22 protein-coding genes and 1 pseudogene are annotated in these 25,752 nt (G+C 54.8%); 17 read left to right on the forward strand and 6 right to left on the reverse strand.

Annotated elements, in window-relative coordinates:
- Positions 1–32: 32 nt before the first annotated feature.
- Complete coding sequence (locus NJQ98_RS00660) at positions 33–854, forward strand: IS5 family transposase (RefSeq protein WP_262174615.1); 822 nt, start codon at positions 33–35, stop codon at positions 852–854.
- Positions 855–1,886: 1,032 nt separating this feature from the next.
- On the opposite strand, the gene NJQ98_RS00665 is transcribed toward NJQ98_RS00660, so the two are convergent.
- Positions 1,887–3,578 (reverse strand): DUF2254 family protein, encoded by a 1,692-nt coding sequence (locus tag NJQ98_RS00665; RefSeq protein WP_262174616.1) that lies wholly within the window; start codon positions 3,576–3,578, stop codon positions 1,887–1,889.
- 114 nt (positions 3,579–3,692) lie between these two features.
- Between NJQ98_RS00665 and NJQ98_RS00670 the strand changes: the two genes are divergently transcribed.
- The 8 genes from NJQ98_RS00670 to NJQ98_RS00705 all read left to right on the forward strand — a co-directional run bounded on the left by NJQ98_RS00670 (position 3,693) and on the right by NJQ98_RS00705 (position 14,484).
- Positions 3,693–4,337: a rhomboid family intramembrane serine protease gene (locus NJQ98_RS00670; protein ID WP_262174617.1), complete on the forward strand. Its 645-nt coding sequence runs from the start codon at positions 3,693–3,695 to the stop codon at positions 4,335–4,337.
- A 755-nt stretch (positions 4,338–5,092) separates the two neighbouring features.
- Positions 5,093–5,449, forward strand: coding sequence for a toxin-antitoxin system TumE family protein (locus NJQ98_RS00675; RefSeq protein WP_262174618.1), 357 nt, complete (start codon positions 5,093–5,095; stop codon positions 5,447–5,449).
- Positions 5,442–5,843: an HVO_A0114 family putative DNA-binding protein gene (locus NJQ98_RS00680; protein ID WP_262174619.1), complete on the forward strand. Its 402-nt coding sequence runs from the start codon at positions 5,442–5,444 to the stop codon at positions 5,841–5,843. The genes NJQ98_RS00675 and NJQ98_RS00680 overlap by 8 nt, the downstream gene beginning before the upstream one ends.
- Before the next feature lie 418 nt (positions 5,844–6,261).
- Positions 6,262–9,141 carry a bacterio-opsin activator domain-containing protein gene (locus NJQ98_RS00685; protein ID WP_262174620.1) on the forward strand — a complete coding sequence of 960 codons (2,880 nt, stop codon included), beginning with the start codon at positions 6,262–6,264 and terminating at the stop codon, positions 9,139–9,141.
- Positions 9,142–9,253: 112 nt separating this feature from the next.
- Positions 9,254–9,397 carry a rubrerythrin-like domain-containing protein gene (locus NJQ98_RS00690; RefSeq protein ID WP_262174621.1) on the forward strand — a complete coding sequence of 48 codons (144 nt, stop codon included), beginning with the start codon at positions 9,254–9,256 and terminating at the stop codon, positions 9,395–9,397.
- A gap of 648 nt (positions 9,398–10,045) precedes the next feature.
- On the forward strand, positions 10,046–11,299 hold the full coding sequence (locus NJQ98_RS00695; RefSeq protein ID WP_262174622.1) for a Glu/Leu/Phe/Val family dehydrogenase: 1,254 nt from the start codon (positions 10,046–10,048) through the stop codon (positions 11,297–11,299).
- Positions 11,300–11,624: 325 nt separating this feature from the next.
- Entirely contained in the window at positions 11,625–12,500 is an 876-nt protein-coding gene (locus tag NJQ98_RS00700; RefSeq protein WP_262174624.1) for a DUF8172 family protein, read from the forward strand.
- Positions 12,501–12,828: 328 nt separating this feature from the next.
- The gene (locus NJQ98_RS00705) at positions 12,829–14,484 is read left to right on the forward strand and encodes a histidine kinase N-terminal 7TM domain-containing protein (protein WP_262174625.1); all 1,656 of its coding nucleotides are present in this window, start codon (positions 12,829–12,831) and stop codon (positions 14,482–14,484) included.
- Between the two features lie 190 nt (positions 14,485–14,674).
- Here NJQ98_RS00705 and NJQ98_RS00710 read toward each other — a convergent pair whose 3' ends face one another.
- Both NJQ98_RS00710 and NJQ98_RS00715 read right to left on the reverse strand, forming a co-directional pair.
- Positions 14,675–16,432 (reverse strand): PAS domain S-box protein, encoded by a 1,758-nt coding sequence (locus NJQ98_RS00710; RefSeq protein ID WP_262174626.1) that lies wholly within the window; start codon positions 16,430–16,432, stop codon positions 14,675–14,677.
- A 411-nt stretch (positions 16,433–16,843) separates the two neighbouring features.
- On the reverse strand, positions 16,844–18,040 hold the full coding sequence (locus tag NJQ98_RS00715) for a Cdc6/Cdc18 family protein (protein ID WP_262174627.1): 1,197 nt from the start codon (positions 18,038–18,040) through the stop codon (positions 16,844–16,846).
- A gap of 1,289 nt (positions 18,041–19,329) precedes the next feature.
- On the opposite strand from NJQ98_RS00715, the gene NJQ98_RS00720 reads away from it, so the two are divergent.
- Positions 19,330–19,590, forward strand: coding sequence for a DUF8069 family protein (locus NJQ98_RS00720; RefSeq protein WP_262174628.1), 261 nt, complete (start codon positions 19,330–19,332; stop codon positions 19,588–19,590).
- Positions 19,591–19,601: 11 nt separating this feature from the next.
- Here NJQ98_RS00720 and NJQ98_RS00725 read toward each other — a convergent pair whose 3' ends face one another.
- Positions 19,602–19,916, reverse strand: coding sequence for a DUF6788 family protein (locus NJQ98_RS00725; RefSeq protein ID WP_262174629.1), 315 nt, complete (start codon positions 19,914–19,916; stop codon positions 19,602–19,604).
- A gap of 113 nt (positions 19,917–20,029) precedes the next feature.
- Here NJQ98_RS00725 and NJQ98_RS00730 point away from each other — a divergent pair, with 113 nt between their 5' ends.
- Positions 20,030–20,986 (forward strand): ArdC-like ssDNA-binding domain-containing protein, encoded by a 957-nt coding sequence (locus NJQ98_RS00730; RefSeq protein ID WP_262174631.1) that lies wholly within the window; start codon positions 20,030–20,032, stop codon positions 20,984–20,986.
- Positions 20,987–20,992: 6 nt separating this feature from the next.
- Here the strand turns inward: NJQ98_RS00730 and NJQ98_RS00735 are convergent, their stop codons facing one another.
- Positions 20,993–21,145: a DUF7837 family putative zinc-binding protein gene (locus NJQ98_RS00735; RefSeq protein WP_262174632.1), complete on the reverse strand. Its 153-nt coding sequence runs from the start codon at positions 21,143–21,145 to the stop codon at positions 20,993–20,995.
- A 162-nt stretch (positions 21,146–21,307) separates the two neighbouring features.
- On the opposite strand from NJQ98_RS00735, the gene NJQ98_RS00740 reads away from it, so the two are divergent.
- The 5 genes from NJQ98_RS00740 (at position 21,308) to NJQ98_RS00760 (ending at position 24,741) form a co-directional block, all read left to right on the forward strand.
- Complete coding sequence (locus NJQ98_RS00740) at positions 21,308–22,252, forward strand: DUF6610 family protein (protein ID WP_262174634.1); 945 nt, start codon at positions 21,308–21,310, stop codon at positions 22,250–22,252.
- Between the two features lie 92 nt (positions 22,253–22,344).
- Entirely contained in the window at positions 22,345–22,476 is a 132-nt protein-coding gene (locus tag NJQ98_RS00745) for a hypothetical protein (protein WP_262174635.1), read from the forward strand.
- A 2-nt stretch (positions 22,477–22,478) separates the two neighbouring features.
- Complete coding sequence (locus NJQ98_RS00750; RefSeq protein ID WP_284438460.1) at positions 22,479–23,300, forward strand: DUF6884 domain-containing protein; 822 nt, start codon at positions 22,479–22,481, stop codon at positions 23,298–23,300.
- Between the two features lie 51 nt (positions 23,301–23,351).
- Positions 23,352–24,074, forward strand: a complete 723-nt coding sequence (locus NJQ98_RS00755; protein WP_262174637.1) for a hypothetical protein — start codon at positions 23,352–23,354, stop codon at positions 24,072–24,074.
- Between the two features lie 151 nt (positions 24,075–24,225).
- Complete coding sequence (locus tag NJQ98_RS00760; RefSeq protein WP_262174638.1) at positions 24,226–24,741, forward strand: hypothetical protein; 516 nt, start codon at positions 24,226–24,228, stop codon at positions 24,739–24,741.
- Positions 24,742–24,915: 174 nt separating this feature from the next.
- Here NJQ98_RS00760 and NJQ98_RS00765 read toward each other — a convergent pair whose 3' ends face one another.
- The gene (locus tag NJQ98_RS00765; RefSeq protein ID WP_262174639.1) at positions 24,916–25,470 is read right to left on the reverse strand and encodes a DoxX family protein; all 555 of its coding nucleotides are present in this window, start codon (positions 25,468–25,470) and stop codon (positions 24,916–24,918) included.
- 94 nt (positions 25,471–25,564) lie between these two features.
- Between NJQ98_RS00765 and NJQ98_RS19065 the strand changes: the two are divergent.
- A pseudogene (locus tag NJQ98_RS19065) lies at positions 25,565–25,690 on the forward strand (AAA family ATPase); the annotation flags it as partial.
- Between the last annotated feature and the right edge of the window lie 62 nt (positions 25,691–25,752).

The following is a 25,752-nucleotide window of genomic DNA, read 5'->3' on the forward strand; positions in this document are numbered from 1 at the left end:
AGTGTTACAGGTTCGCCCGGTAGTTTGACAGAATGCAGGCCCTCCCGAAGTCGCGGTTACTCTGGTTTGTTGAGCAGGCGTATCACTTGGCTCGGCGAGCTGTCGCTCGGTACTCCTCGAAGTTCTCGAAACGCCGGTACACACTCCACCAACACATCGTTCTGCTGTGTCTCAAGGTTCGGAAGAATACGACGTACCGAACGCTTCTCGACGAACTCATCGAGATGCCCCGGATTCGGAGCGCCATCGACCTTGAGGAACTTCCGTCTCCCTCGACGCTGTGTAAGGCGTTCAATCGGCTTGATATGGCGGTTTGGCGTGTCCTACTCAACCTTTCTGTCACACTCCTCCCGACCAACGGTGTCGTTGGTATCGACGCCTCCGGCTTCGACCGGAGTCACGCCTCAAAGCACTACACGAAGCGAACGAAGTTGACGATTCAGCAGTTGAAAGTCACGCTTCTCGTAGACACGAAAGTGAACGCAATCATCGACTTACACGTGACGACCACGCGAAAACACGATTCGCAGATTGCGCCGTCGCTCATCAAGCGAAACACCGGAGAAGTAGCGGTTCTTCTTGGCGATAAGGGATACGACGACCAGAAGATTCGGGCGTTAGCCCGTGAAACTGGTGTTCGTCCGGTCATCAAGCATCGAGAATTTTCGTCGCTTCACAAGGCGTGGAACGCTCGACTGGACGCCGATCTCTACGGTCAGCGCAGTCAGAACGAGACCGTAAATTCTCGCCTCAAACGCAAGTACGGGGCATTCGTCCGCTCACGGCGCTGGTGGAAGCAGTTCCGTGAACTCGTTGTCGGCTGTCTCACTCACAACATCGACAAGGCACTCTGAACGTTAGATACAGATAGCTGATTTATCGGTTACTTTTCGGCATACAGGAGAGTTCGTCGGCAATTGGGACAAACGTATGGAACTGGCGTGAGTATTTCGTCCGCTCGCATACTGCTAAGAAATCCGTCGTCTGACGCTTCTGAAACGATAGAGAGCGTTCCCATGACGTCTGTCCCCTGTAATTCCATCTGCTCTAATGATTCCTCACAGTCCGGACAGACCTTCTCAGAGGGCATGTGTATAGTACGTCCACTGCTCTCAAAAACTATTTTCGTTCGTGCTCTCAGTCGGGGTTGGCTCCATGTGTTCTCACGCCGGTCAATATACACACCTACCTAACGGCTATTCCAGCGAGACAAATGTTGGAACGATAGGACTTCAACAGAGCCGTATCAGTGTATCTCAGGTGACGGCTCATAGAATACGGATTGGAGTGTTGTAGATTCACTGCTGGAGGAAAGCCGACGCCGTCAGGAAAATCGGCCGAAGCCTTGTACAGTTCCATTTCAGTGGCTTCCTGGTGGAAGTGAATTACAGAACTGAAGAGATTTGTCTTCAGCCCGATAGTGAGGTAACAGGTTCCTCGTAGTCTGTTTCTCCGCATCAGCGACAGTTATCGAGTCTGCAGTCCTCCATTATCAGGGCTTCACAGTTCTGGCACTGATACAAATCTTCTCTCAGTTCTAAATCTGTGTCTGGGATAACCGTAGAAATCGAGTCACATGTCACGAGAAGAATTGCACCGTGTTCTTGCTTCCAGAAACCTCGAGAGTATCCATCAGCCAAGTTGACTCTGACAGCGTTGTTTCCATACTTTGTCTTCAGATCTGTGGAAGAGTTGGTTCGCATGGTCCACCGTAGCCTTGCGTGTTCCGTGATTTCGTATTCGATGCCGTTGTGTTTTACATAGTTGATTGGTTATAGTCCTCAGATTCGTTCTGTAGTATAAGAGACGAGAATGGTTTTTGAAGCCCAGAGACCGTTGATTTACAAATCGATACAGGGGTATTCAACCCAAGATATAACTCTGCGCTACGAGTCCCCATCGTCCTTGCTGATCTTAGATGCAAACATTCCTTCGCCCTTTGCCCGATCCAGATATACTCCTTTCTGTAGCTCCAGCCAGTCCTTGAACGAGCGTTTTGGGTCAGAGATCGGTGGCACACGGTGGCCTGTCCGAGGGTACTCAACAGGGTCAATCTGCCCCGGCAGATAATCGATATGTTTCTGCGGTTCAGAGTGACCGTCCAGAATATTGTCTATAGCCTTCTCCACCACATCCGGTGAAACATCGTATCGGGCAGCGGAACGGAAGTCAGACATCACCCGGTTATCTGCCTCGAACTCTATGTACTCCAAATATAGGATCGTACCCAACCAGTACTGAAGTAATGAGTCAAAATCGGAATCGGCCAATGTTGAAAGACATTTTGTCCATCCACCTCCCGCACTGCTCCAGTCGACAATGTCTTCGCCATGTCGGAGCTCGTATCGAATGAAGGCAGAAGTGACCTCAGTCATCGAAGCATAGCAACTCCACAAGGCCCACTCTACAGGAGAGGTATCATTGTCGTCCCTACGAGTAGTATTGAAGATACGGTTTTCATCGACATCGTCTGAAGCACCGTCCACGACCTCTGCAAACACGTCTGGAATGTATTTCAGTGATAACGAACTGTACGGAAATCTTTGTCTTTCTGTAGGGCCTCGACGTACGACTGACCCAGCAGCCTGCCAACCAAGCACCCGAATACCTGTCCCGGCAGCATCCCAAAGATCTGCATCAGCCGCTTCCTTTAACATTTCACCGGAATCATCTACTGCCTTTTTCCGGATCTTCTCACCGGTGGTATCGAAATCGACCGTGCCAACCAGTTCGGCCAAACCTTGAGAGCTGAATACTGTGACTGATCCGTGTCCTTGATCGACGGCATTGCATCCGATCGAGGAGATTGTGCCGACAGTTTCTGTTCCGAGTTCATACAGATCTTCCTCGACCGTTTTTTCTCCGGCGCTGGGAAGCCTGTTTGTACAAAGCTCCTCAACGGAGTCGCCTACCGGGGTTTCGTCTTCCAGTTGATCTGTAAAAGCGTATTCTAGCAGTTTTTCAACTTGGTTGTCGATTACGTTGAGGCCTCGTGTTGCAGCTGGTACGTCTCTATCAATGATTGCTGCCCGGATGATGGATACAGGTACGAGAAACGGGTCTGTCTCAGATGGATCATTGTCCGCGGCCTCTGCGTCAGCTACAATCTGGGATGGCGTGAGCTCTTGCTTGACCCGTTTGATGATTCCATCGGGCGTGGTCTGCTGCAGTGTTCTATCGACGAAAAAGTACAGCAAAAAGAACGAGGTGGCTGCTAATCCAACAGCGTAAGAAAGTGAGAACCTGAGAAGATAGATTGAGATATGATTGAAAGCGATGAGAACAGCGACATCCACAGCGAGGGAGACTGCGAAGATGCCTACTGTCTTCTTGTATACTCCGTCAGTTCTGAATAAGTCGGCTAACCTGGTGGAGTACCGGGACGTGGAGAGCTGTATTCCCAGGATGATGACGGAGAATACGATTGCGAAGACTGCGGCTTGTATCGATGCCAGTGTGCTTAGTACTTGCTGCCCGTTCCCCGATGGATCCAATGTAGACAGTTCTGCTATTAGTAGAGAGATTCCGGTTACAACAGCGAATATTGTTGTTGTCGGCCAGCGAAGATAGTCATCCATTCGTTAGGGACGATGGCCCCGCCCTGTCTTATCTACTGGGGATGCTAGATAAGGTCTGAAAACTGTCTTTTTACAGGCAAGTTACTTTCCATCGGAGACCGGAGAATACAGTGAATGAGTGAGAATCCTGCTGTCTCTGCGTTGAACAAGGCCTATCAGGAATATACTGAGGGTGATTCTACGCTCACGTATCTGCTGGGTATAATCGTTGCAGCAGTATTTCTCTTAGAAGTCGCCTTTACGGCTATCACATCTCTGGACAGCATCCAGATTCTTGCTACAGGAATATTTGGAGTTCATCCTGTAATTGCATGGCCGTTCTCGCCTGTTTTGCACCGTGGATTCCCGCATTTTGCTGCCAATCTGGTCGGATTGCTAGCGGTAGGGATTCCAATGGAAAAGCACTGGAATCGGAAACGGTACTCTCTGTTTCTGGTGGTGACAGGATACCTGACCATCATGGCTGGTACAGGGTTCATGTGGATTTTCTCCGAATCCCCGTTGGCCTTCTACGGAACAAGCGGGGTCGTTTACGCCTTAGCCGGTTACTCGCTTATCCACTTATTCAGGAGTCATCAACAGTTCAATTGGAGTGAGAAGGTAGCTGCACTCATAGGTTTTCTAGCACTGGTATCGGTGGTAGTTGACCCGTTCACTGGACCGTATTTCGAGCCGTCATGGATTAATGCCGGTCACGCATCTGGATTTGTGATTGGCGCTGTATCTGGATGGTTCGGATGGGGTGGAAAGTGTGCTTAGAAAATCAGTCTATAGATCTTCTTGAAAGTCAGAATATCGAGACTGCAAAGAGGAATAGGATGAAAGAGTGTCAAGATTTGAATCACCTCATGGCCACAGAATTTTTGGTCGTGATTATCCCAGCATGCTCGACCGACCAGACAGACAGTCAATACAGCAGAGAGATTGACCGACTCGGTTCGACAGACCAGATTCAGTCGCTCGATGTGGTTTCTATGTAACCGAGGGACGCTGATACCGAAGATACGCCCCGCTAGTGATACAGATTGTGGCAACGAGCAACAGCCCACCGCTGATAATATCTCTGAGTGTGCCTGTAACTCCGGCATTTTCGACTAAACTGAAAGCTTGCTGGAACACGATTAATTGAAATACCAATAGAAGGCTTCCGCTAGACACTAACAGCCGACTTCTTGAAATGCCGCTCATGTTTTAGCCAGCATCCAGAAGTTGTAAAAGTTTTATCCAGAGTCGCTATTTCGGAAGCTGGGGAAAGAGGTACGCTGTTCTCACCAAGCAGACCCACTTATCACCTGATTCGTCCCAACCGTTCTGAACTCAACTCTGTGAGAACAGCCCTCCGCCACCGACCACGCGGCTTTGATTTCCACTCGTACCTCTCACGCTAAGCAGAGATAGCAGTTCTCTCGAAGAAAACGGTCGTGATTATCGCAATGTGCTGGACCCTGAACTACTGCGTTGTTTGAGGAACCAACACCCCTTTATCGTTGGCCACGAAACCAACATAGTACCGGATGGAACCAACGGCCGACGACCTCGATGGATACGACAACGCCACAGTGTACGAGGATGGGACCGTCATTCGCGTGTCTGTCCGGCGGACGGACGACAATGCCTATCCATCGGGATGGCGGTACACGCTTCACTACGGAGCGCTGACCGCCGGTCCCGAGACACTCGACGACGGAACGATCCGTCGCTACGATAACTCACACGAGGATACGAAAGGCCACGAATTACACGTCGCTCCCGACCCGGAGCCCGAGTTCGTCGAGTTCCCCGGCATCGAGGAACTCTACGAACGGTTCTGGGACGAGATTCCGAAGACACGATTCGGTCCATCCGACGACAACGGTGATACCCATGACTGAACAGAACGTACTCGTGGTCACGGTCGACGACGAGACCAATCCGTACGAAGAAGGCCTCGAAGCGATTCAGACACTCAAAGAGGGAGAATACCTTGACCGGCCGGCTACTGTTCGATTCCCGAACGAGAGCCAGCTGACCGACGTGTTCAACGAGCGGACTTACACGCTCTTGCGCGTGATTAGAGACGAAGAACCCGAGAGCATTCGTGAGACAGCACGACTGGTCGGCCGTGACAAAAAGAACGTCCACGAAGAATTGACCACACTGGAAGCGCTTGGCGTCATCAGCTTCGAGGCAGTCGGACGGGCAAAGAAACCAGTGTTCCCCTACGACGATCTCGTCGTCTCGCCGCTTGCTCACGACCCTAGAGACGGGGCCACTGCTGCTCCCTGATATTTGTGTTCTCCCGGGCATCTCATATACACCCGTTTACCCCATTCGAGCCAACAAATGAGCCGCCGGATAGGAACCAGAGGCTATCCGAAACTGTGTCTTTCCCAGTACTGTGGAACAGAATATGCCAAGAAAAGTCTGGTCGTGATTATCGCCGCGATCTCCACTACCAAAATGGAGTTCATCGTCAAGAACTCCTTATCAGCACACTACAGTACGTCCCTGACTCGACTTCACTGACGACGGTGTGTGCCATCGTACACCTTGGTCTCGATTGGATGCAGACGGGCTACCAGACCGTCACTCCGGGTTTCACTCCAAACTGTTTAGGAGGGTGTGGGAATACATATTGAAGCATCTCTAATCGCTACATGGAGTCCAGCGCCAAGCAGTCCACACGGATACGTAGTGTAATCAGATGACAGTGACTGCCCCCACCCTTGACACGGCCCAAATCCTCGTTGTTGGCTCGACTGAATGGCTCGAAGCCTTTACAGATGCGGTACGCAGCCAAACTGGAGCGTCTGTTAGGGCGGTTTCTAACGCGTCTGAGGCACTAGATACCGTCGGTCAGATCTCCATTGATTGTGTCGTTACCGAGTATACGCTCAGGGAGAAAACCGGGGTCGAACTAGTGAATTGTCTCAAAGAAACGACACCGTCAACTCCGATAATTCTCGGCACCACAGCCGGTAGCGAGGCTGTCGCGAGCGAGGCTATCCGGGCTGGCGTCACCGATTATATTGCAGTAACCGAGTCCGCTGACCAGACAATGGACGACCTGATCGAACGGACAGCGGACGCGGTTCGTATAGCAGAGGAGACGACCACTCGTGACGAGCGAGCACAGCAGTTCGAGGCGGTCTTCCAGGACACCCAGACGGCGACGTGGGTACTCGACCGACAGGGCTCACTCAAGCGCGTCAATCAACCGGCACGGGAGATGATCGATCAGGACTGTGACGCTCTCATCGGGGAGACGTTCTGGACACTCCCGTGGTGGGACGAAACAGAGACGGCCAGACAAGATGTTCGACAGCTCGTAGCGGAGGCACGCGAGGGACAGTTTAGCAACGTCGTCGTCTTCCAGGCGCCAGCAAACCCCCACCGCGTCTTAGACCTCTCGGTCCGCCCTGTCAAGAACGACCGTGGCGATCTCGTCTCAATCGTGGTTGAGGGGATCGATGTTAGCGAACAGGTCAGACTGCAACGCGACCTCCAGGAGTCCGAAGAGCTCCACCGGGTCACACTCAAAAACATGACCGATACCGTCCTCATCACGAACGACGACGGGGAATACACCTACGTCTGTCCGAACGTCCACTTTATATTTGGGTACACCGCCGAAGAGATCTACGAGCAAGAAACCATAGACGAGTTAATTGGTGAGAATCTCTTCGACCGTGACGACCTCGCTGAAAACAGAGTTCTCAAGAACATCGAGTGCACGGCGACCGATAAGGCTGGTCGCGAACACACACTCCTGGTCAACGTCAGGGAAGTCGACATCCAGGGAGGGTCTGTCCTCTATAGCTGTCGTGACATTACGAAACGAAAACAGCGTGAAGAGGCCCTGGCTACCCTCCAGGAACTCGCGCGATCCTTCCTGTATGCGGGGACCCACGATGAGATCGCACAGCACATCGTCGAGGATTCGTCGAACGTGATCGGTGTTGAGGCGAGTGCTGTCTATCTGTTTGACGCGGACGCGAACGAACTCCGGCCGGCGGCGCACTCACAGACCATGCGGGACCTGCACGGGCCCTTACCGAGAGTCCACGCCGATGGCGACACACTCCCAGGCCACGGGTTCATCACCGGCTCCACGCAGGTGTTCGAGAATATCCACAACTCAGACCGTCTGGAGAACCGAGCGACGGATCTGCGAAGTGCCTGCTATATTCCGCTGGGTGACCATGGCGTCTTCGTAGCGGGATCGGACGCCGTAGGCGCCTTCGACGACGTGACACGGGAACTCGCCGACTTGCTCGCTGCGGCCGCCGAGGCAGCCCTGGACCGTGTGACCCGCGAATCGACGCTCCGGACCCAGGAGCGACAACTCCAGCAGCAAAACGACCAACTCACGACGCTGAACCAGATCAACGAGACGATTCGGGCTATTGACCGGGCGGTTGTCGAAGCTGAAAGCCGCGAGGAAATCGACCATGCCGTCTGTGACCTGCTGACCAGCGATGACCGGTTTCGGTTCGCCTGGATCGGGACCGTGGACCCGACAACAGAGACGCTGGAGGCTCGCACCTGGGCCGGCAATGAACAGGGATATCTGGACGGCCACCAATTTGCCGTCGGAGCGTCCGGGACCGAGCCGGCCGGGCAAACGGCGGCGACTGATGAGGTGACGATGGTTCCCAACGTTGCAGCCGACTTGCGGGAAGATTCGTGGCGAACTGACGCGCTGCGACGCGATTTCATGTCGGTACTGAGTATTCCGCTGGTGTACAATGACCTGACCTACGGCGTTCTCACCGTCTACGCGAGCACCAGAGACGCGTTCGACGAGATGGCACAGACGGTGCTGACAGAACTCGGTGAGACTATCGCTGCCGCACTCAGCGCCATCGAACGGAAGAACGCGCTTCTCACGACGTCGATAACTCGCCTGGTGTTCGGTATCGAGGATTCGACGTTTATTCTCTCGCGTTTGGCGCGGGAAGCCGACTGCACTCTGACGTACAAGGGTGGCGTCCAGCAGACGACCGATAGGAGCTACGTCTTCGTGACTGTCGACGGCGCTGCTATCGAGACGCTTCAGGACTCCGCATCGGGACTAGCCGGTATCGATGATGTACAGCCCATCAGTGCCGATACAGACGGTGGCGTCCTGCGATTGGGGCTAACAGAGCCCTTCCTCGCGCTGGAACTCGCCGACCACGGGGCTGTCTTTCGCGAAGCGGTCGCGTCGCCCACGGAGACCACACTCACCATCGATGCTCCGGAACGTGTCGATGGCCAGACTGCCAGGCAACTGGTGACCGACACATTCGCTGATGTTACCCTCCAGAGCAAACAGACGCTCGACCAGGCTTTCGAACGAGATATCCACGCCCAGTTTCTCGGGGCACTGACAGATCGCCAGCTGGAAGTCACCCAGACGGCCTACTACAGCGGGTTCTTCGAATCACCACGCGAGTCCACGGGTGAAGAGGTGGCGGCGTTACTCGGCATTTCTCCTCCAGCGTTCTATCAGCATATCCGGACGGTACAGCGGAAATTGTTCACGGCGGTGTTCGAGGAAGCGAACCACCCTGTAGCCGGTCAGACAGAGCAGGTTGAATAACGAACCCCCCGTAGCCTGAATACCTTGATAGTAAACTTCTGACTATTGGGTTCTGTACTGCGTATGTATTCGTGAGTGTCGCGCGTCGATAGCGGGCACTCGTGAATACTCAATGCGAGATGTCACGCAAACGCCCGACGAGGAAACGCCGTACGAGTGTTTCGAGTGTGGAACTGTCGTCACTGCGGAGGACAATCCCGACCCTTGCCCTGACTGTGGTGGCGAGATGCGGAACCGACAGACACCGGTCGAGTGACGATGGTACGGGTCTGGACCGCACTCTCAGGAACCCGAACCGATTCTCGACTGCACTGGGATAGCTCTCCGTCTGTCGATCACGAGCAATTCCGTCGAGACAGCCTCCTCGGTGTCGCTGCTGGCCCCGATATCGGGCCAAGTCGTCGGTCAGGGCAACCGGCGCGTTCCAGCGACGGGTGCGAAACGCCACGAATGTACGACGCGCAATTCGCGTGGTCCAATGCTGCCTGAACAAAACCAATCTAGCGGAGACGCCGAGTTGCGACACATCAGAGATCCGGCTACTGCGGCGTGTTTCAGCGCCGTCACCCGAATCTGGCACTTCCCGTCCGGCCACGCACTGCTGGAACGGGAGCGACACCGCGATTGTCTGCTTCCAGGGGTCGACAGGATAGATGTCCCGACCAGTGGGTGCGAACGTGTGGGAGACGCGGTTGCCATCGATACTCAGACGACGGTCGAAGTGGTCGCCGACGGGGACGAACGAGTACTCAAGAAATTTGATATAAAAATGGAAATCGGATAGAAATTAATTCATAATATCATTTCTGCTCGCCTGTCGATTAGTGACTACTAAACTCAGAAAACGGACAAAATCACGTCTAAGATAGTCATCTTTTGGTATCTCGATTCTCCTGAGAGAGATATGTCGGAGCTAAATCCGTACCAGAGTTTGCGGACACAGATCGATGAAGCAGCTAACTATGTTGATGTGTCAGATGGTGAACTAGAGCGTCTCAAGACACCCGAGCGAGTGGTGGAGATGAATTTGTCCGTCGAGATGGACAACGGCTCGACCGAGGTGTTCCGTGCCTATCGGTCACAGTTCAACGGTGACCGTGGCCCCTACAAAGGCGGTATCCGCTACCACCCGCGAGTGACTCGTGATGAGGTCAAGGCGCTGTCGGGGTGGATGGTGTACAAAACTGCCACCAGTGATATTCCACTCGGTGGCGGCAAAGGTGGGATTATCATCGACCCGCGTGAGTACTCCGAGTCGGAACTCGAGCGAGTCACCCGCGCATTCGCAGCGGAGCTGAGGCCGTTCATCGGGTCTGACCGTGACATCCCAGCTCCCGACGTGAATACGGGGCAGCGTGAGATGAACTGGATCAGGGATACGTACGAGACGCTGGAGAATACGACGGAACCGGGTGTCATCACCGGGAAAGATACATCGAATGGCGGGAGCGAGGGTCGCGTCGAAGCGACCGGCCGGTCGACGGTCATCGCCGCACGCGAGGCGTTTGAATATCTCGGCAAGGACCTCAGTGGGGCCTCCGTCGCTGTACAGGGATATGGAAATGCCGGCTGGATCGCGGCCAAACTCGTCTACGAGATGGGTGCCGATGTGGTCGCCGTGTCCGATTCGAGCGGCGGTATTTATGCTACAGGTTCACTCGACCCCTACTCTGTCAGAGAACACAAACAGGAAACCGGCAGCGTTGTCGGGTACCCGGGTGCAGAACAGACTCTGACCAACGAGGAACTGCTCACCCTTGATGTAGACCTATTGATTCCTGCAGCACTGGAGAACGCCATCGACGAGTCGCTTGCGGGTGATATCAATGCCGATGTGATCTCCGAGGCTGCGAACGGACCGGTCACACCGACTGCCGACGATATCCTCCGTGAACGGGACGTGCTCGTGATTCCGGATATCCTCGCGAACGCGGGTGGTGTTATCGTCTCCTACTTCGAGTGGGTGCAAAACCGCCAGCGGTTCTACTGGCCCGAGGAACGTGTGAATACAGAGCTAGACACCAAAATCGTCGACCAGTTCCAGAATCTGGTTCACACATACGAAAGTCGCTCTCTGCCGTCTCTTCGGACTGCCGCGTACGTCCTTGCGCTCGAGCGCGTTCTCGACGCTGGTGAGTCGACCGGGACCTGGCCCTGACAGCTCTCGACAGTCACACGCCGCTGTTTCCTTTTAATACATAGGTTCGGCCCCTGATCATATCCTAGGCAGTTCAACATTATCAGATACGCCACCTGTAGTCCGTCTCTCTCGGCGTATCTGCCTCCGATGTTGCCCACCTCCGCACGAACATCACGAGAGTCCCCAGACCGGACTGCTCCCGATAATTAACAGAGGTTACCCTCCACAGCGAGTATCCAACAGATACCAGATCGTGCTTCTCGACACAATCGGGGACGTCCTCCAACCTGCACCCGTCCACGAAGTCATTTAATAAGCTCTCCGAGAATTGTCCGATAGCAAGATGGGGCACGTCTACTACCACCACCCTGCAGACAAGCAGTTCTCTCTCGATTTCGTCAATCCAGACCCGGAGAATCTTGTGTCGCAAATAGTTGACTACGACGGGGATGTGGCTGTGAAAGTCATGGAATACGAGCTGGATACGGAGTTCTACGGTGTCTACACATCTCGCGTGGGCGGCGGTGCAGTAAGCGATATCGAACTCACCATCAGTGACGCTCTTGCGGACATGACTGAGGACAACGGGACGATTGTCGCACGTCTCCTAGAGATATATCGGGCACTTCTCTCGAAGAATGAGGAAGAAGAGGGAACACCTGTGGAGGCCTACAAGAACATCGACGTTGACGCCCTCCCCGAAGCGTTTGACGAGACATCGTGGGAGGGGACGGCAACAGATGTCGCTGGGCGCCTCGCGTCGAATCTGATTCTCAAGCACGCTCTTCCCAACGCCAACCATCGGACGGCTGTGGCGTTGATACAGTTCTACCTGCGCCGTATCAATGCCGACTTTTCGATGCCCGAAACAAAGACCGAAATCGAGCCCGAGACCTACGACTGGCGAGAGTGGGTCAACGAGTATATTAACGAATCAAAGCGCCTTCTGACTGTTCGTCGGAAGAACGTCTTATTCAAACATTTGCGTGGGTTCGGAGCCACGACACTTGAGCGGAAACACGAGGTCATGATCGATTTGTCAGAGTATGAGCTTGATATGTATCCGCATGAAGCGAAGGTATTCTACGCCGAAAAGCACGAAGACCTCTGGATAGAATTTGTCGAGCAAGCAGTCGAACGAGCTGGCTTTCCAGAATTGACCGACACTACGGGGATCTCTAAAGCGGAGTTCGCAGAGAAAATCCGGCAACTCGACTAGTGGACTGCGTTAGTCTTGAAGGGTAGCGACTAATCGGCCCGTTTCCTCGGCCTCCTCACTACGCGACATCCCATATGTCGCAAGCGCTTCGTCAACCGCCTCATCAAGACTCATAGCTCACTTCAATCTTAGCTGTGTGATTGTATAAACTCTTGCATCACCCTTCACGCGTGCAATAGAGAGACGGAAAATCCTGTTTATCTCGTGAATGAATACTGATTGCCACAATTTCGTATATAACAGTAGCTGGCTGACCGCAGTGCCGTGATTATCAACTGTCGTAATACGGGCATAGGACTCAAATCAGTCAGTCAAATAAATCTGATAGATGACCGTCCTCGGCGTTTCTCCAGCGTTTTTGGCATATGTTTTCGCCTACGGACTGGCCGCGCTCGGCTGTATAGCCGCACTCGGCCGTGCCAGGCAGGTCACAGACACCGATACCCGTCGAGGGTTGGTCGCGTTGCTGGTCGGGAGTGGCGGCTGGGCCGCGCTACAATTGGCCTTTCTGGTCGCTCCAACACCTACGGTAGGCTACGGAGCCTACACCCTCAGCCTGGTCATCGGACTCACTACCGTCGGGGCCTGGCTCTATTTTACCTCAGCCTATACCGGACGCTCTTTTCACCGAAATAAGATGTATAGACGTCTAGCAGTGGCACTGTATCTCGCTATCGTCGCTGTGAAACTGACGAACCCGCTCCACGGCTGGTACTTCCAGACAACCTTCGTCACCGAGCCCTTCCCCCATCAGACAATCATGCATGGTACTTTTCACTGGGTCGTCACCGGGCTCTCCTACGCGCTTGTCGCGGTGGGCTTCTTTATGTTGTACGAACTATTTCTGGATGCCGACTACGATACACGGCCACTGGCCGCTCTCGTCGGGATTACTGGCCTCCCTGTGATGTTCGATATCGTCGGCTTCGCCAGCGATGCTCTCATTGACATCAACTACGAGCCGCTTGGCGTTGCCGTCTTCGCAATCGGCGTCTTGTACGTGTTCGAAGAGGAGTTTCTCGCCGTCCAGCTCACCGACGGCGTTGACGCACCGGTCATCTATCTGGACCACGATGACCGAATCAGCCACTACAATGGACGCGCTGAGCAGTTGTTCCCGGACCTCAATGGGGCGACGGGGGAACCGCTGGACACCATTATCCCACCCGCGAGCACGGAACTCGGTGACCGAAACTGGATCCTCGATCGGACCAGCGCCGGTGAGACCAAACACTATCTGGTCAGCGACACGCGCTTTTCTCTGGGCCAGACTGGCATCGGCCGGATGGTGTTGTTTACCGATGTGACTCGGACCGAACGGCAGCGTCGGGAGCTAGAACGGCAGAATGAACAACTGGAAGGGTTCGCCGCCGCTATCCGGCATGAACTGCTCAACACGCTGCAGATTGTCAGCGCCAGAATCGACATCGCTGGCGACGCGGTCGAAGACGGTGAGGTGGATCTGGCTCGGGATAGCTTGCAGACCGCCTCGGACACCTCAGAACGGATGGCAGATATCGTCGATGACCTGGCAAAACTCGCTCGATACGGCCAAAGCGTCGAAGACAGCCAGACCGAGACGGTTGACCTCGGAACTATCGCGAAGGCGGCATGGGCGACTGCTGACGTTGACAATGGTTCCCTCTCCATTGAATCCAGTGTAGAAGTCACAGCTGACCCCGAGCGTCTCGAAAGACTGTTTATCAACGCGTTCACGTTCGGTGCGCACAACGGTGCGACCGAGACTACCGTTACCGTCACCGACACTGGCTTTGCGATAACCGATGACGGTGCGCCGACTGGCAACACCGACCCGGTATCGTATTTCGAGTATGGGAGCGCGATTCCCGACGCTGAGGCCGGATTGACACTTCCGAACCTCCGGATGCTCGCCGAGACCCACGGTTGGGAGGCAACGCTCGATACGTCGTATCAAGACGGAATCCGTATCGTCATCTCAGGTGTCGGTACGCGCAAACAGTAGCTTCAGCCATCCTCTCCGGCGAGACCAGCTCAAATTCCGGCGCCGACAATCATCTTCATTCCGTCGGCAGCCACGGACAGCTCGTCGACGGACTGTCAGACGACCCGTCGGATGAATCGATATCGAAAGTAGACGTACACCGACAGTGGGATTTTGGAATACAGACGGAGTATCGGCTACGACAGTCGACTTACGCAGTAACGAACTCACTTCTGATGATTTCGAAGCGCGCACCGCCTTTGGAGCCGTCTGTGACGCGTATCTCCCAGTCGTGGGCCTCGACAATCTGTTCGACGATACTCAGCCCGAAGCCCGTTCCCTCGTCGCTCGTCGAGTATCCCGCAGTGAATATATCATCGTATTCGTCCTCGGGGATCCCCGAGCCATCGTCTTCGATATAGACCCCCTCCTCAAACTCACCGACAGTTACGGTCACGTCGTCGCCACCGTGTTCGATAGCGTTACGAACGAGATTTTCACACACTTGCTTCAGTCGACTTTCGTCGGCGTCGATTGTACAATCAACGTCGGTGACGAGCGTGGCGTCCTCTGTCTCGACGTTCGACCAACACTCCTCAACGAACTGCGCGACATCGACTGATTCGCGATCAGTTATCCTCTCGCCTCCACGAGCCAGCGTCAGGAGGTCGTCGATCAAAGCCTCCATTCGATTCAGACCACGTTCGGCGCGCTCCAAGTGTTCGCTGTCATACTCCGCCTGTGCGAGATCTATCCCACCGATGGCCACGTTCAGCGGGTTCCGGAGATCGTGAGAGACGACGCTGGCGAACTCATCAAGACGCTGGTTCCGCCGTTTCAATTCCTGTTCGCGCTCTTTGCGCTCGGAGATGTCACGCAACATCCCGACTGAGCCCTCGAAGTACTCCCCTTCGTAGGGTAAGACACCCATGTGGTCCTCGCAGGGAATCGGCTCCCCGTCCTTGGGCTGGATCTCGATTTCGAACTGCACGCTGTCGGGACCGTCTGATGAGAGAATGCGACCGAGATTGGTTTCGGCCCGTTCGACCACTTCTGGTGATTTGATCAGTGCTGGTGTCGCCCCAAGAACTGTCTCGCGGTCGTACCCGACCATCTCAACGAACGCATCGTTTACGTATTCGAACCGTCCCGTCTCGTCAAGTACGTAGACGGGGTCACTGAGCGTCTCTACGAGCGTCGAGAATCGCGTCAGTTCGATTTGCAATTCTTGTTCTGCAGAGAGGTCCCGAACCGAACAAATCAATTCTCCAGAATCCGTTTGGACGACTCGGTGGTCTTCGGGAAAGGTAGTACCATCAGCTCGGAGACCGGTCGTTTCGCCGCTCCAGGAGCCCTCATCAGCGACCGTCGGCAAAATCTCGGTCCGTGCGACTGCTACTTCGTCGTCGGGATACACCAATTCCCAGTGTTGGCCGAGTATGTCTTCGGGGTTGTAGCCGTAGAGATCCGCGTACGCCTGGTTGACGTAGATGAATTCGCCGTCCTCGTTGAGGATGCCGATGCCCTCGCGCACGGTTTCGCTGGCTTTACGCTGACGCTCCCGGGCGTGCTCGGCACGGTATCGTTCGACGGCATTTCGGACCCGATTTGCTAACACGGTGTACTGGTCAGTTCCCCGCTCTTTTTGCAGGTAATCAGTAACACCAGCCGAAATGGCATCGCCAGCAACTTCTTCCGACCCCTTGCCGGTGAACAGGATGAACGGCAGGTCAGGAGCCATCTCACGAACTGTTTCAAGGAATTCGATTCCGTTCTGCTCGGGCATATCGTAGTCAGAAATAATACAGTCGAAGTCCTCGTCAGCAAGTCTGTCTAATCCCTCGCTGGCGCTCGTTGCGGTTTCGACTACGAGTCTATTGTCCTCGTGTTCGAGAAAGTCAGCTACGACGTCAGCAAAATCCGGCTCGTCATCAACGTGTAGAACATGAACGTCTGGCAGATGACCCATATATAAATCTCTCTTAGCAGATATCATAAGAGTGTGCTGCCAATTCTCAGACGGAATATTTGCCACCAGCATTGCTACGATTAGGGCTAAGCAGAGGTGCTAGCTCTCTGCAAAAGTGGTCGTGATTATCGCGGGAAGCACGAGCTGTGTGAGAGCAGTTATAGAACCAATCACGGACATGACTCAATATGTAGTGCCATATTCCATCTGTATTTTATCTGACTCAATATACTATGATATGAAAACCACACCCCTTATTGCCGCTGTAAGGAGTTGTTGTCCCGATCGAGACACCCCTCACTGCCGCTGTAAAAAGACATATTATTAACATTAAGCTGTTGGTTGTCAATATTGGTGTGGACAATATATTCCACTGACATAGACACCCCGTGTTGCCGTTGTAAACGGCTATTATGCGGACTTACAGGCTTTGATGACGAGTTCTGGGTCATCAACTAACTGATTTACCGTATGGGCGCCGCGTCCTCGACCCCGGCCCTTGTGCTGTTGCCGGATTACAGATAAAAACTCTAACTCCGAGAGCAGATCACGGACACGACGGTTTTTGAGCGGCTCCGAACCTTCCTGTTCACACATGAGTTCGTATAATGAATACACGTCTTCGGTCGGAATCTCTGGTTCGTCCTCGTCGTGCTGTTGAGCCTGTAGTGCGAGGGCATGCAGAAGGTGTTTTGAGTGGGTCGGTAGTTTCGAGATGAGTTCCGACAGGCGATTTCGTTCCTCCCGTTCGTGGGCTTCGTCGACGTGCTCCTCAGAGACGATTTCGCTACCGCGTTCGTATGCAGATTCACCAGCGTATCGCAGAATATCGATTGCCTTCCGTGCATCTCCATGCTCACGTGCAGCGAGGGCCGCGATTTTCGGAATGACCTCATCGCCCAAGACGCCATCATGGAAGGCATCACTTCGAGATAAAAGAATGTCGCGTAGCTGGTTGGCATCGTACGGAGCGAAGACGAGATCACGTTCCGATAGGCTTGATCGGACCCTCTCGTTAAGATTCTCTTTGTACCGAATCTTGTTGCTGATGCCGATGATTCCTAAGGTGCTCTCGGTGAGTTTGCCCGACTCGGCAGCTCGTGAGAGTTGCATCAAGATATTATCGTTGTCAAGTTTGTCGATCTCATCAAGGATGACGAGGCCGACGTCGTACTGGGCATCAAGAATATCCCACAGCTTTCGATAATAATTCGATGTACTCAGTCCAGACATAGGAACTGAAATATTAGTCTCGTCAGGCATATTGAGTGCACTGGCAACTGACCGGACAGCCTGCGTTTCGGTGGAGTCCTGAAAACAATCAACGTAGGCAACACCGACCTCAACATCGTTTTGTTTGGCTGACTCGGTCAAATCATTGGTAATATACTTCGTACACAGCGATTTCCCGGTGCCGGTCTTTCCATAGATTAACACGTTGTTCGGTGTCCGACCTTGGGTAGCGTCTTTAATCGCATTGGCAAGCTGTGTGAGTTCCTCATCGCGCCCAATGATTCGATCCTTATCAGGGAGATGTTGGACGCGAAGCAAATCCTTGTTGGCAAAGATGGGGTCATCTTCGTCAAAAAAGGAACCCAAATCGGACATACTGCTTCATTATCACAGATGGTTAAGTATCTATCCCACCTGATTGCCGCTGTAAAACAGCCTCGCATGTAAACATCCCCTCGTGAATAGAGGAAAGAAGCGCCGTGCGACAGAGTTTCAATTCATTGGTGTCTGGATACCTCCCGACATTGCCGCTGTAACATGGATGTAAAGTTCCCCCCACACCCCATATTGCCGCTGTAAACAAGATTGAGTGTACGGCCCAGTAGAACAAGAGGTTGATTAGCCTAAATACCATACTGAGGTTCGCTACTACTGAATTTAGTGGATATTATACCAAAGTTAGCAACCATAGATTCGCCTTATCACTGCCAAAACGAGTATGGCAGTTCTAGACGCCAAAATTGCAGTACGGTAGCAAACGACATGGAAATATAAAAAACCACTAGATTAGAACTGTTGAGATAAGCTACCACAACTGCTAGGAAGCAATCGTTGTGAGATACAGTGGTAGGCGCTATTACTTACAGCGGCAACATGGGGTGTGACTGTCGATAGCTCTGGTATTTATACGCTGAACAGGCGCAATACCACGGTGTTCACGCCGTGGATACGCGCCGTCACTTGGGAGAGAGCCCACGTTCGACAGCACTCTGAGTTTCAGAATACTGGCGTTTAAGTGACAGGCAACCATGTCTATGGGTAGGAATCGGTCGGAACGGAGCGGATTCCGAACCGTCCTTCGGAGGTGGCCTGTCCACCCATCTAATGAGACAGTATCCGAAAGAGCAGGCGGTGAACGTCACATCCTCGAAGGGTGTGTCTGTGCCGACTGTTCAAAGCGAGTCAGACGATACCCCCGAGCCTGCTGACGCCTGCTGGGGTCCCCGTGGCAAAAACAACACGTTGGGACGCCATACACGGTTGAGGATAGGGGTAACGGCGTCTTGGCACCACCAGCAGTCCACCAGTCCGATACCGTGGGACTACCCGTGCCCAAAAGGTCTGGTAGTCCGGTGATTGGACTGCGAACCTGAAACTCCCACCGCTCGGGATTCCTCCGAGTTTACGCGGAGGAGGATGTCAATCTTAATTTCTCTGGCAGATACAGAAATCAGCCATCGTTACAGCGGCAACACGGGGCGTCTGACGCACACAAGACCAGACAGTAACCGGTCGAAATGTCTTTTTACAACGGCAATACGGAGTGGGAACGTTCAGAATACAGCTATGTGTCGTCCTATAGAGCAACGCATCTGTTTGTGCTAATCGAGACAAGTATCGTACTCTGCTGTGTTTTGTGCACTCCGATAGAGTGCGGAGCAACCATGGACAAAACACGACCAGACTACGAACGGTTCGAGCGCCGCCAGATAGCACAAGACCGGGACAACCGACGAGTGGAAACACTCAACCTCGAGGAATCTAGGGCTCGGGAGATTGTGCAGGACCTCAAAGACGCTGGCATCGTCGTGGCAGTGCCCGAGGACCAGTGCCTCGTACACCGGCCTTCCGGTGAAAAGTTCAATTCCAACATCGCGCTTGCCCATTTCCACCGGGGCTGGGAAGCGGCCACCGACGAACCATAATCAACAGTAGATTAGTCGTCGGGATTAGCCGGACCGATATACTTCGATTTGATTTTGTCGCCGTCACGCCACTGCCAGTAACGGTAGCGATTGTCGTTGATTTCCTTGATTGTGACTGATGCCCCGGCCGGGACCCCATCGGGTCTGTCATTGGCTTCCTCATCCGACGACTCGTCTTCGGCCTCGAGTCGCGACTCCTGCTCGCGATACTCGGCCAGGGACTCGGCGTACTTCGCGAGGTCTCGAAGTTGGTCCGCTGACAGAGATGTACACTTACCGGCAATCCCCGACGGAAGTGCCGCCGGCGGCGTGGGTTCCTCTGCCATGGCCATTAACCAACATTCGGAGCCAGAATCTTCACTCTGTTGGTTAACAGCAATTTTCTGACCCCCAACGAGGGTGCGGGGGCGTGCCCGAGAGTGCGTCCCAACACAGATTCATGTCGACTATGAACTCCGATACTCCTAACCAGGAGCCCAGTGCGGCAACCACCCACTCGTTCGACAACTCGGACACGCGAGCAGACGAGATGCGAGAGCAGCTGGAAGCGTGGGTCGAGGACCTCGCCAACCTCACTGACGAGGCACAGGCCAGCGAGCAGTTTCAGCAATGGCTGGACGTCCAGTCGAAGTTCCACGACTACTCGGCCCGGAACACGTTGCTCATCAAGATGCAGTGTCCCGAGGCAACGAAAGTCGCCGGGTATCAGACCTGGAAAGACGAGTTCGACCGGCAGGTCCAGGCAGGTGAGGAGGCAATCTGGATCTGGGCACCTATCATCACCGACAAATGCCCGGAGTGCGGGAACTCGCCATCGTACCACGACCGTGCCGACTGCGAATACGACGAGACCGAGCCCGAGGAGTGGTCGCGAGGACTCGTCGGCTTCCGGCCGACCTCGGTGTTCGACATTTCCCAGACAGAGGGTGAGCCGCTCCCAGAACTCGAGACAGAGGCATACGGTGACTCGGATGGCTTGGTCGAAGCACTGCTGTCGGCAAGCGAGGAACTCGGTGTCGACGCCCGCATCGTCGATCCGGCGGACTGGGAGCATGGAGACGCACGAGGCGTGTGTAAGCGACGGAGTCCGGCAACGGTGAATCCGGTAGTCGAGGTGGTTGACCGGGAGAATCGGGCTGACCTCGCGAGTACACTCATCCACGAGTACACGCATGCACTGCTGCACTTCGGGTGTGATGACGAGCCAGAGCGGGCCAGTCGGGAGGTCGAAGCGGAGGCGGTGGCCTATATCGTCAGTCGGCACTTCGGACTGGACGCGGACAACGCGGCGTTCTATCTCGCGGCCTGGGATGGGGAAGCATCGGAGACTGTTCGGGACCGACTGGATCGGATCTCACGGACGGCGAGCGATATTATCGTCCAGATTGAAGCGTAGCTAGCGTCACTCCGGGGCGACAACGTCGTCGCAGTCTGGACACTCAGCCCAGATACCGGTGTCGCCGTCGTTTGTCTCGTATTCGACGAGCAGCCAGGCACGAGAGATGGACTCACCACAGTCCGGACACCGACCGAGTATCTCTGCGTCGTTGGGCATACGAAAGGGAATGGAAGGAGCGTGTGACAGGTTCCTTCCAATCAAAAACAATTCGTCGACGGCAGTAAGTCTTCGGTGGTTTTCGGTTCCTGTGGGCAGCACCAGGGTAGTTTTGTGGCGCGCTGATCAGCTGGGCGCGCCGATGGGCGGGCTCGGTGTTCCATGTCTTCAGAGGCAATCCACTCCTGGTCAGCAACGGCCATCGACAATGCACAGCGGGCCGAATACGTGGGATTCCTCCATCGTGAGCCGTTCGTCGTCGACGCGTATCGACTCGGATTCACCATCGGTGTTCGCGAGGACTACACGTTCCAGTCGTCGCTGCGCAACGTCGATGTCCCCATCGAGATGCTGGACAACGACTTCCGGAATCCCGATCTGGACCGGTATATCCAGCGGTTTGAGCAATACGAACCGTCGGTCGGGATACTCGGGGATGCCTACGACATCGATGAAGCCCGCGAGTATAACCGCGCCGCACGGGAACTCAAGTCGAAGTTTCCCGGAACGGAACTGATTGTCGTCCCAAAGTGCCGGGACGCAATCGACGTGATTGACGACGACATCATCCTCGGCTATCCGATGGGATACTCAGACAAGATAGCTGAGGAGTACACGAACATCGTTGACTGGCGGGGCCGGCGGGTGCATCTGTTGGGTGCGAGTCCCCCGAAGCAGTACGAGGTAATCGACGAGCTCACACAACCCCGTGTCACCGGAGAAGAGCCAGCAGACATCATCGGCGTGGACTGGAATGGCATCCACCTCGCGGCACTCAAAGGGGAGTCGTTTTCGCCTCACGGCTATCGGGACGCCGACGATCTCTCGATTCGGGAGACGGTTCGAGAGAGCCTCAGAGGAATCAAGCGATACTGGCAGTCGGTCGGCGTGTGGCCCGCGAGCGAAAAAGGGCGGAACCCGCTAACAGCGGAACCGATGGACCCCGTCTGGACTGTCGATGGGAGGCACGCGAACGGTCGGGACCTCGAGGATGCGATTGTCGTCGAGTACGAAAATGGCCAGACACTGGCCTATCGGTCCAAGCACGAACGAGACCGAATCGAGTACCGCGAGGGATTGATGCCAGTCGGCGAGGAGCGGCCGTGAAACCTGTATTAACCAACAGTTGCGGGCTCAGTGGTCTAGTGTTGGTTAAGAGTTGGATTTTGTGACTCCCATGCGAGTGAGGGAGAATCAATATGAGCACAGACTCGACCGATGCAGCGGACGACCCAGCGGTACAGACCGAGCCCGAGGATATCGAGGCCGAGCATCGCCGGGCCCAGGAATCCGGCGAGGTGTTTGAGGGAGAACACCCAGACAGCCGGTGAGCATGACGGTTGAGCGAACCCGTGGCCGCTTCGTCCTGATCGGATGCGGCGCCGCGAAAGCTTCGGAACCAGTGGAGGCCCGCGATCTGTACACGTCGTCGTACTTTGCGGTCAAGCGCCAGTACGCCGAAGCCGCCGTCCAGTGGGCCGGGACGGCCGACCGGCGGGCGAACGCGTGGGCCATCCTGTCGGCGGAACACGCGGTCCTGCCGCCCCGGCTGGAGGTCGACCCGTACGACACGACCATTGAGGACCTTCGGGGTGTTCCGATTGCGGGGGAGCCAACGTACGAACTGCCCTCGGGTGAGCGGGTCGAAACTGAATTGGACCGGTGGGCGATGCTGGTCCACTCGGCGCTGAGCAGCTGGCTTCGGCGGCCGTTTGCCGCCGATCAGGAGGAATCGCCGTGTCGAGAACTGGTCGTCCTGGCAGGGAGCGACTACATCGACGCGTTGCGCGAACGCGAAATCTTCAGTGGCCGTCCGACCGCGATCCGAACTGGTCGCCAGACGCACCGGGCGCTCCCGCCAAAGGCGACCGTACGATTCCCCTTCCAGGAGCGTGACTTCGATGGGATGTTCGACCAGATGGCGTGGCTCTCGGAGCGGACCGACGAGCTCTCAGCCGAGGCGGCCCCTGCCCGGCGTGCAGAACTCTCGGCTTTCGACGGTGGCTACGTACGGCAATCTGCTTCGTGGCAGACAGGCCATCAGGGAGTGGATATCGACGGCACCGAACAGGCCAGCCTCGAGGCGTTCGAGGACGTCGACGACCGGTTCCGTGCCACGAGGCAAATTCGACTCGAGAACCAGCAGGACGGCTGATTGTCGGGTTCCAGAGTTTAACCAACACTGACTGGTTTCGGTGGTTCAGTGTTGGTTAAGCGCGTCAAATTTTGTGTTCCTCTGGCGGGTGAGAGGATGGCAACCATCGATCCAACTCCAGAGAAGGACGCACAGACCGACGAACCCGCTGGCTTCGAGTTCGACACGGCGACCGACAGCCACGAAGTCGAGGCCGCCTACTCGTGGCAGTACGCCGACCGGATCTACGTCACCGATGACGGGGAGATAGTCCGCTCGCAGGATACCGACGGGTACTACGGGAACGACGAGACGTTCGAGTGTTCGTGCGGAGAGAGCTTCAGCTGCGAAGCAGACGCGAAAGCCCATCTCCGAGACAAGCGGGTTCGGGGCCCGCCTGTACCCACCGTTGAGCAACCGGGAGAGATGACCTGGCAAGAGAAGTCAGATACCGCATTTGACGGGCGTGTCGAATATGTCCCGAGTACAGCGCGAGGTGCCGGACGGATCGTCGATGGAGCCGACTATCTCATCGCGACGGCTCGGTCAACGTACACGCCGCCGGCGAACTACGGTTTCGAGGGCTGGGAATCGCTGCAGTCAGGGCAGCTGTCGAACCACCGGAACGAGCCGCTGTTCTCGGCTCGGCTGCTGTCTCGAGCTCTTGCGACGTTGTCCAGTGGGTATCAGTACACTCCGGAGCGATACACGCTGTACTTCCGTGGGCACGAGCCGCTGTATATAGAGGGACCAGAGGATGGTATCGTCATCGCCGAGCGGACACCACAAATGTAGGCGCGAGATAAACACTCTTGTTAGCCGAGTATATGGATTCGTTCGATACAGACAAAGCACTTACCGGCGGGTTTTGAAGATTGACAAAATGAAACGACGCGCTGCCCTCCTCGCTGGCAGTAGTATTATGCCTACGATACTGAGTGGCTGTATGAGTGGGACTTCCGAGTCACCGACGGGAACACAGTCGCAGACACGGACAGTAGTAGAAACCCCGGTGTATGACTGCGAAGACGCTAACCGGCCGCCCAAACCACCCACCAGCGAAGAGCCAGTGGACGGACGTTACACCTATCCACAGCGCCCGGAGTCCTTGTCGGACGAGTCGGTGGTTCTCCCCTACATAGAGGCATACGAGCGGGCATTCCGACTAAACGACCTATACTCTCAGTACAGTGCTAATCTTATCCATGCGAGCATTATTATCTACGACACATGGACATACGAGGCCCCGAAAGGAGCAGCAATTGCACGCCTCAAGTACACATACGGTTATGGATATGCGCAAGGAGACAGGCAAGTTGAGGCGGATTCACCGACCATCTATGCCTCCTACTACATTGACGAAGCAGTAGTACACCGGAGAGTCATAAGGGGGCACCAGGAAGACGAGTCAAAACTGGTTCCAGACCCGACAGAAGGGGGACTACCCGTGGAGTGCTTCTGAACGCCGGTTAGATAGCAGATGGACCGAGAGGATATTCCACTATCTTCACCCTGAAAAGAGGAGTTGCGGCTTGTTAATATAGTCGTGAATCGCTCAGTACAGTGAATTCAGTTACCGATATGTGAGACCGATCTCGGTTACCGCTCAATATTGGATTAATTAGTGGCGGACCTGCTATCCGAGGATGTACCGCATCCATGGATACCGCTCGATGAGTGTTTCGCCGCCCACGTCGTACTGCTCGATGTAGGCATCCAGTCCGATGATGCGGCCTGCACCGAACGCTGCTACGGACAAGAACACCAGTAGGTATGCGAAGTCACCATTAATGTATCCGTGACTGACGTCCCAGTTTCCGAAATAGAACATGAGCATCATGAACGCGCCCCAGAATGCCGCCAAGCGGGTGAGACAACCAACAATGAGACCGAGACCGATTAACAGTTGGCCCCACGGAACGGCAACGTTCACGAAGTCCATGAACCATCCCGTCTGGGACATCGAAATGAACAGATCGGCCAGCGGACTCCCATTTGCGGCTGGCGCATTCGCCAGGTAGCCTGCCGCACTGAACCCGCCGCCGAGCAGTTTGCCAAGGCCCGCGGTAAGGAACGCCAGACCCATCATCAATCGCAATGCGAGGATGAACCAGACGCTTAGTGTATGGAGTTTTCCCTCCGCAGTTACCCCTCCAATTGTACTTTCCAGAGAAACTTCTTGTGTGCCCATGCTGGACCACAATCAGGCATTTAATATAAAGGTGAGTTTTTGAATATTTCTCTTTCTAAAACATTCGCATGATCACTATAGCGATGTCATCAATGACTCCCGAACGAAACAGACTGTCCGGACTTGTCTGTCGAAGATGGCTCAGTACAACCTCCTCGAAGCCGAGAGAACAAGTCGTGACCGACAGTACTCGTTACCACCAAGTCGGTTTGTTCACTAACGGGCTGAGCTTCGAATAGCGATTCAACATGAGAAATGGTGTCAGTGAACTAGACCATAACA

The sequence above is a fragment of the Haloarcula laminariae genome, from assembly GCF_025457605.1.
Classification (GTDB): Archaea; Halobacteriota; Halobacteria; order Halobacteriales; family Haloarculaceae; genus Haloarcula; species Haloarcula laminariae.

Coding starts and splice junctions, on each gene's coding strand:
- NJQ98_RS00660 (WP_262174615.1), top strand. CDS start 33: ATGCAGGCCCTCCCGAAGTCGCGGTTACTCTGGTTTGTTGAGCAGGCG.
- NJQ98_RS00665 (WP_262174616.1), bottom strand. CDS start 3,578: ATGGATGACTATCTTCGCTGGCCGACAACAACAATATTCGCTGTTGTA.
- NJQ98_RS00670 (WP_262174617.1), top strand. CDS start 3,693: ATGAGTGAGAATCCTGCTGTCTCTGCGTTGAACAAGGCCTATCAGGAA.
- NJQ98_RS00675 (WP_262174618.1), top strand. CDS start 5,093: ATGGAACCAACGGCCGACGACCTCGATGGATACGACAACGCCACAGTG.
- NJQ98_RS00680 (WP_262174619.1), top strand. CDS start 5,442: ATGACTGAACAGAACGTACTCGTGGTCACGGTCGACGACGAGACCAAT.
- NJQ98_RS00685 (WP_262174620.1), top strand. CDS start 6,262: ATGACAGTGACTGCCCCCACCCTTGACACGGCCCAAATCCTCGTTGTT.
- NJQ98_RS00690 (WP_262174621.1), top strand. CDS start 9,254: ATGCGAGATGTCACGCAAACGCCCGACGAGGAAACGCCGTACGAGTGT.
- NJQ98_RS00695 (WP_262174622.1), top strand. CDS start 10,046: ATGTCGGAGCTAAATCCGTACCAGAGTTTGCGGACACAGATCGATGAA.
- NJQ98_RS00700 (WP_262174624.1), top strand. CDS start 11,625: ATGGGGCACGTCTACTACCACCACCCTGCAGACAAGCAGTTCTCTCTC.
- NJQ98_RS00705 (WP_262174625.1), top strand. CDS start 12,829: ATGACCGTCCTCGGCGTTTCTCCAGCGTTTTTGGCATATGTTTTCGCC.
- NJQ98_RS00710 (WP_262174626.1), bottom strand. CDS start 16,432: ATGGGTCATCTGCCAGACGTTCATGTTCTACACGTTGATGACGAGCCG.
- NJQ98_RS00715 (WP_262174627.1), bottom strand. CDS start 18,040: ATGTCCGATTTGGGTTCCTTTTTTGACGAAGATGACCCCATCTTTGCC.
- NJQ98_RS00720 (WP_262174628.1), top strand. CDS start 19,330: ATGGACAAAACACGACCAGACTACGAACGGTTCGAGCGCCGCCAGATA.
- NJQ98_RS00725 (WP_262174629.1), bottom strand. CDS start 19,916: ATGGCAGAGGAACCCACGCCGCCGGCGGCACTTCCGTCGGGGATTGCC.
- NJQ98_RS00730 (WP_262174631.1), top strand. CDS start 20,030: ATGTCGACTATGAACTCCGATACTCCTAACCAGGAGCCCAGTGCGGCA.
- NJQ98_RS00735 (WP_262174632.1), bottom strand. CDS start 21,145: ATGCCCAACGACGCAGAGATACTCGGTCGGTGTCCGGACTGTGGTGAG.
- NJQ98_RS00740 (WP_262174634.1), top strand. CDS start 21,308: ATGTCTTCAGAGGCAATCCACTCCTGGTCAGCAACGGCCATCGACAAT.
- NJQ98_RS00745 (WP_262174635.1), top strand. CDS start 22,345: ATGAGCACAGACTCGACCGATGCAGCGGACGACCCAGCGGTACAGACC.
- NJQ98_RS00750 (WP_284438460.1), top strand. CDS start 22,479: ATGACGGTTGAGCGAACCCGTGGCCGCTTCGTCCTGATCGGATGCGGC.
- NJQ98_RS00760 (WP_262174638.1), top strand. CDS start 24,226: ATGAGTGGGACTTCCGAGTCACCGACGGGAACACAGTCGCAGACACGG.
- NJQ98_RS00765 (WP_262174639.1), bottom strand. CDS start 25,470: ATGGGCACACAAGAAGTTTCTCTGGAAAGTACAATTGGAGGGGTAACT.